The sequence below is a fragment of the Arenimonas malthae CC-JY-1 genome (assembly GCF_000747075.1).
In the GTDB taxonomy this organism is placed as follows: Bacteria; Pseudomonadota; Gammaproteobacteria; order Xanthomonadales; family Xanthomonadaceae; genus Arenimonas; species Arenimonas malthae.
The window spans coordinates 1-4,794 of the sequence record NZ_AVCH01000044.1; the positions used below are offsets into that span (position 1 = coordinate 1).

Sequence of the window (4,794 nt, forward strand, 5' to 3'; positions counted from 1 at the left end):
TCTCGGCTGGCGCGCCGGCACCCGGGCGGCTGGCGCGCACCAGGCGCGTGATCCAGTCCAGCAGGTCGGCGCCCAGGTGCACTTCGCGCACGCGCGCCTGCAGGGCCAGCACGTCGGCGCCGTGCATCACCTGCGGCACTTTGGCCGAGCTGCTGCCGGTGGTCTGTTCGATGATGGCGCGCTCCTCGGCTTCGCTCGGGTAGTCCACCTTCACGTGCAGCAGGAAGCGGTCGAGCTGGGCCTCGGGCAGCGGGTAGGTGCCCGCCTGCTCGAGCGGGTTCTGGGTGGCCAGCACGAAAAACGGCGCCGGCAGTTCGTGGGTGACGCCGGCGTAGCTGACGGTCTTTTCCTGCATGGCCTCGAGCAGCGCGGCCTGGGTCTTGGGCGGCGTGCGGTTGAGCTCGTCGGCCAGCAGCAGGTTGGTGAACACCGGGCCGGGCTGGAACTTGAAGTGGCGGTGGCCGGTGCCGTGGTCTTCTTCCAGGATTTCGGTGCCCAGGATGTCGCTGGGCATCAGGTCGGGCGTGAACTGCACGCGCCGGAACTGCAGGTCGAGCGCCTGGCCCAGGGTGCGCACCAGCAGGGTCTTGCCCAGGCCCGGCACGCCTTCGAGCAGGCAGTGGCCGCCGGCGAGCAGGCCGATGAGCAGCTGCTCGACCACGTCGTGCTGGCCGACGATGGCCTGGCCGATGGCCTCGCGCAGCGGGGTGAGGCGGGCCAGCTGGGCCTGCAGTTCGGGGGCGGAAACGGAAGCGGTCATCGGTTTTCCAGGGTGGGATTCAGGCGGTGAGCGCGTACATCACGATGTTCACCGCGAACTTGGTGTTGTCTTCGGCCAGCCAGCGCTTGTTGCGCCAGTCGTAGTCCCATTCGCAGCCGTAGTCCTTGTTGCTGTAGAGCACGCCCAGGCGGCCGTCGACGGTGATGCCCTTGAGGTAGTCGTGCACCAGGTCGTCGCCCCAGCCGTTGAGCTCGAAGCCGGTGGCGGGCGGGCCGTCGAAGCGGAAGAAGCTGGAATAAATGGGGTGGCGCGGCGGCAGCTTCTGCAGCGCGCGCGGGCCGAAGATGGCGGCCATCTCGGCCTCGAAGGATTTGGCGAACAACCCGTCGATATCGTGGTTGCAATCGTCCACGAACACGAAGCCGCCGCTGCGCACGTAGCGCTCGAAATTGCGGCGTTCGTCGGGGTTGAACTCCACCAGCTTGTGCCCGGACAGGTAGCAGAACGGCGCCTGCAGCATGCGCGGGTCGGCCAGGGCCAGCACGTGTTCCTTCGGGTCCACCCGCAGCTTCGTGTACTCGATCAGCGAGGTGATGACATTGGCCGGCATGCGCTGGTCCACGTCCCAGTCGCCCGAGTCGTACATCAGCCGCGTGAACCAGAAATCGTAATCAGCCGTGGCGGCGCGCGCGGGACGCGCGGCCGCCAGGGCCAGGGAGGCGCCGAGCAGGCCGAGGAAACGACGGCGATGCATCGGCGCCACCATCAGTCACACCGCGTCGGACAGCGAGGTGAAGGTGAAGTCGCGCAGCTTCATCGGCGGGATCATCATCACGAACGGCGACTCGTCGCCGCTCAGGCGCACCGGCTTGCCGAGCTCCTCGATGTTGTTGAGCATGATCACCGGTGACTCGTTGAAGCGGAAGTTCTTCACCGGGTGCTTGATCTCGCCGTTCTCGATGTAGAAGGTGCCGTCGCGGGTCAGGCCGGTCAGCAGCACGGTCTGCGGGTCGACCATGCGGATGTACCAGGTGCGGGTGACCAGGATGCCCTTCTGGGTGCCCTTCACCAGCTCGGCGGTGGACTTGCTGCCGCCGGCCATCAGCAGGTTGCCCGGCTGGCCCACGGCGCGCTTGCCCTGCTTCTGGGCCCAGTAGCGCGAGTACTGCAGGTACTCGACCTTGCCGTCCTTGATGATGGCGTGCTTTTCGCGCGGCAGGCCTTCCTGGTCCCAGGGCATCACCGGCGCCTCGGGGTCCCAGGGATCGGCCATGATGGTCACGCGCGGGTCGTAGACCTGCTCGCCGAGCTTGGTGCCGCCGCCCTTCTTCGACAGGAAGCTGCGGCCTTCGTCGGCCTGGCGGGCGTCGAAGAAGAACATCATGAAGCTGATCAGGCCCGCCGCGGCGGCCGGTTCCAGGATCACGGTGTACTTGCCCGGCTCCAGCGCCTTGGCTTCGGCCGAATCACGCGCCTTCTGGATGGCGACCTGGATGGACTCGTCGGCGTCGAACTGCTTCACGTCGGCGGCGTTGCGCGACACCCAGCCGGAACCGCGGCCGTCCTCGGTGCGCACCGTGCAGGTGTAGTCGAGGTTGGTGGCGCGCTGGTAGCCGAAGTTGCCCTTGGAGTTGGCGAAGGCGAAGAAGCTCTGGTCGTCCTGCAGGAAGCCGGCGGCGATGAGCTTGCCGTCGCGGCAGGGACCGATGGACGCCGCCGCGATTTGCGCGCGCTGCTCCGGGGTGATGTCGGCGGTGGCCTGCACGAAGGTGGGGCTGGGCTTGTAGTCCTGCTTCTCGAGCGCCGGCATGCGCTCGGGGTTTTCAGGCGCCAGGCGGGCCAGCTCTTCGGCGCGGCGCACGACGCGCTCGAGCGAGGCGTCGTCGAAGCTGTTGATGGTGGTGATGCCCTCGCGCTGGCCGAACGCCGACTGCACGATCAGCTGGGCATTGGAAACGATGCCGCTGGTGGAGACGTTGTTGAGCGCGAAGCGGATGTTGCCGGTGATCGAACCCGACAGCGTGGCGGTGCACTCGTCGGCCTGGGACAGGGCGATGACCTTGTCGAGGATGGCCTTGGCCTGTTCTTCGGTGTAGATGCTCATGGTTCAGGGCTCCTGCGCCGGTCAGCCGAGGTTGCGGGCGGTGTTGATGATGTTCACGCCGTCGAAGCGCGTGGTCGCGGCGCCGTGCGAGACGGCCGAGATCTGGCCGGGCTGGCCCTTGCCGTCGAAGAAGCTGCCGCCGAGGCGGTAGTCCGACTCGTCGCAGATCGCCGAGCAGGCGTTCCAGAATTCCGGCGTGCGGATCTGGTAGGCCACGTCCTCGAGCATGCGGGTGATCTTGCCGTTTTCGATTTCGTAGAACAGCTGGCCGCCGAACTGGGCGTTGTAGCGCTGCTGGTCGATCGAGAACGAGCCGTCGCCAATGATGTAGATGCCCTTCTCGACGTCCTTGATCATGTCGGCCACGCTGAGCTTGGTCTTGCCCGGCGCCAGCGACACGTTGGCCATGCGCTGGAACTGCACGCTGGCCCAGGAATCGGCGTAGCAGCAGCCGTGCGATTCGGTTTCGCCGATGATGTGGGCCTGGTCGCGGATGGCCTGGTAATTCACCAGCACGCCGTCCTTCACCAGGTCCCAGCGCTTGGTCTTCACGCCCTCGTCGTCGAAGCCGACGGCGCCCAGGCTGCCTTCCTGCACCTTGTCGGCGAACAGGTTGACGATGCCGCTGCCGTACTGGAACTTGTTCTCGCGCTTGTCGAGCGTGGCGAAGCTGGTGCCGGCGTAGTTGGCCTCGTAGCCCAGCACGCGGTCGAGCTCGAGCGGGTGGCCCACGTTCTCGTGGATGGTGAGGTAGAGGTTGGTCGGGTCGAGCACCAGGTCGTACTTGCCCGGCTTCACCGACGGGGCGGTGAGCTTCTCGCGCGCCTGCTTGGCGGCGGCCACGGCGTCCTCGACCATGTCGTAGGACTTGCCGTAGTTCACCACGCCGTTGGGCGAGACGTACTTGTGCTCGGCCTTGCCGTCCAGGTACTCGTAGCCCATGCCCATCGGGGCCGACAGGCCGTCGCGGGTGCGGAACTTGCCGCTGGCCTTGTCCACCGCGGTCACGGTGAACGGGGCCCAGATGCGGTGCACGTCCTGGTCGATGTAGCTGCCGTCGGTGGAGGCGAAGTACTTCTGCTCGTTCACCAGGAACAGCGTGGAGTTCACGAAGTCGGCGCCGGCCTTCATGGCGGCGGCGTTCACGCCCAGCAGCAGGTCCACCTTGTCCTTGATGGGCACTTCCATCGAGTTGCGGGCGATCGGCGAGCGCCAGCTCACTTCGCCCACGCCCTTCACCGGCGCCAGCTGCACCGGCGTGGTCTGCAGGCGGGAGTTGGCCTTGGCGATGGCGGCGGCCTGGCGCGCGGCCTTGGCCACGCCCTCGGTGCTCAGGTCCTCGGTGGCGGCGAAGCCCCAGGCGCCGTTGGCGATCACGCGCACGCCGACGCCGGTGGATTCGGTGTTCACCACGTTCTGCACCTTGTCCTCGCGGGTGACCACGAACTGCTGCAGGTAGCGGCCGACGCGCACGTCGCAGTAGCTGGCGCCGGCATCACGCGCGGCCTGCAGGGCGGTGTCGGCGATGGCTTTCTTTATGGCCACGTCGAGGGTGGAAACCAGTTCCTCGGCGGCGATGACGCGGCCAAAGGGGACCATCAGGCCGGCAAGGCCCAGGCCCGACATCGTCAGGAAGTTGCGTCTGTCCATCAGGTCACTCCAGCAGGAAGGGGCCGGGCCGGGCATCGGCGATGCACCGGCGGAAAACAAGCCCGACCGACTCTGGGCACCGGCCTCCGGAGCGTCAAGTGACGAATGGCCTAGCGCGTGGCCCGGCGCGGCGCCAAGTGGCGTTCCGCGGAACTTCAGCGCGGCGGGGCCAGTCTCAGGGCTTGGTTTCCGGTGTTAGGAGTGCGTGATGGCGACTCGATTCCAGTGGGGCCCCTGGGCGGCCGTGGCGGTGCTGGCGGCCAGCGGCGTGGCGGTGTGGAAGTACTACCCGCGCGCGGCGCCGGCGCCCGCCCCGGCG

At 67.5% G+C, this 4,794-nt stretch carries 4 protein-coding genes; all 4 read right to left on the reverse strand.

Annotated features, from left to right (window positions below; genetic code table 11):
* Positions 1 to 760: AAA family ATPase (locus N790_RS03315; protein WP_043800701.1), on the reverse strand; the 760-nt coding region annotated here is incomplete at its 3' end.
* Between the two features lie 19 nt (positions 761 to 779).
* Positions 780 to 1,475 (reverse strand): DUF4159 domain-containing protein, encoded by a 696-nt coding sequence (locus N790_RS03320; RefSeq protein WP_043800704.1) that lies wholly within the window; start codon positions 1,473 to 1,475, stop codon positions 780 to 782.
* 15 nt (positions 1,476 to 1,490) lie between these two features.
* Positions 1,491 to 2,825 (reverse strand): TldD/PmbA family protein, encoded by a 1,335-nt coding sequence (locus N790_RS03325; protein WP_043800697.1) that lies wholly within the window; start codon positions 2,823 to 2,825, stop codon positions 1,491 to 1,493.
* A 21-nt stretch (positions 2,826 to 2,846) separates the two neighbouring features.
* Complete coding sequence (locus N790_RS03330) at positions 2,847 to 4,475, reverse strand: TldD/PmbA family protein (RefSeq protein ID WP_043800700.1); 1,629 nt, start codon at positions 4,473 to 4,475, stop codon at positions 2,847 to 2,849.
* Positions 4,476 to 4,794: the final 319 nt, after the last annotated feature.

Bases quoted from the DNA above. Each gene is read 5' to 3' on its own strand.
- N790_RS03325 (WP_043800697.1), bottom strand. From the start codon at position 2,825: ATGAGCATCTACACCGAAGAACAGGCCAAGGCCATCCTCGACAAGGTC.
- N790_RS03330 (WP_043800700.1), bottom strand. From the start codon at position 4,475: ATGGACAGACGCAACTTCCTGACGATGTCGGGCCTGGGCCTTGCCGGC.
- N790_RS03320 (WP_043800704.1), bottom strand. From the start codon at position 1,475: ATGCATCGCCGTCGTTTCCTCGGCCTGCTCGGCGCCTCCCTGGCCCTG.